The sequence below is a fragment of the Lactobacillus amylolyticus DSM 11664 genome (assembly GCF_000178475.1).
In the GTDB taxonomy this organism is placed as follows: Bacteria; Bacillota; Bacilli; order Lactobacillales; family Lactobacillaceae; genus Lactobacillus; species Lactobacillus amylolyticus.
This window is the reverse complement of the sequence record NZ_ADNY01000002.1, coordinates 1-1,073: the sequence shown is the minus strand read 5'-3', so window position 1 is coordinate 1,073 and position 1,073 is coordinate 1. Positions and strand designations below refer to the sequence as shown.

General features: G+C 26.3%; 1 protein-coding gene and 1 pseudogene. Both read left to right on the top strand.

All coding sequences use genetic code 11. The features are described from left to right. Window positions 1-314: pseudogene (locus HMPREF0493_RS08725) on the top strand (hypothetical protein); the annotation flags it as partial. A gap of 16 nt (window positions 315-330) precedes the next feature. Continuing rightward, on the top strand, window positions 331-1,073 hold a 743-nt coding region (locus HMPREF0493_RS00275), incomplete at its 3' end, for a hypothetical protein (RefSeq protein WP_006351211.1).

Sequence of the window (1,073 nt, the reverse complement as noted above, 5' to 3'; positions counted from 1 at the left end):
TAGGAATTTTAAAAGCTACAGTAATAGATGAAAGCATTGAAGATAATATTCGAACAATTACATTGAATACGTCGCAATTTAACAACAGTTCTTGGTATGTACCTAAAATCGTTGCTTATAAGAAGGAAGGACTTAAAAAGTTAGATACTTATGTATATGGAAATACATGCTATGAAAAAGATTATTTTGGTAAATATACGAGTACATTAATTTCATTAAATAGTGATGTGATTATGTATCCAGTCGGAGCATACTATTTTACTACACATAGAGAGCTACATGGATTAAGTTTTCCAAAAGAATATTGTATTTGAAATTAGGTCTTTGATTTTGAATAATACGCAAATATATTTAAATCAGTTAAAAGAATGGAAAAACTTAAGACAAATACAGCAAGAGATGGATTTGCCTTTTTGTAATAATGAAAAATTAACAGATAATTTAATTAGTAATGAACAAAAAATTTATAAACTAAATAAAGTTATTAGACAGGATTGGAGACGAAAGATCGGTGATTTAACATCTTCTATATATAAGTCAACATTGTGGCAAACTAATATTAGTGATGCTCAAGGGGCAGAATACCATTATTCTTATGAAACATTGCTAAATGATGAGAATGCTTTTTCTGATTTATTAGGATATTCGATTCAAGGAATGCATAATAAAACATTTTTATTTTCAAGTGGAATGAATGCGATATCTAACATTTTGTATTGCTTTTCTAGTTTTATACGTGAAAATTTGAATATACAGGCTAGTGTAGGTTACTTTGAAACAAAGTACTTTTTCAAAATATTATCTAGTATGGGAAATAGGATTAATTTAGACATAAAATGCGATATAGATGCGAATGTTTTTTACTTTGAACCTATAAAATATGATGCTACATTATCCGTAACTAATATTGATGATCTTATAGATAGAATTAATAATTCGAAAGCTAAGATTAAATTTGTGATTATGGATTCAACAATGCATAATCGAACAAATATTTTTCAAAATATTATTAAAAAAATATCAAATATTAGAAACATAGTATTTTGTGATATTAGATCAGGTCTTAAGTTGGA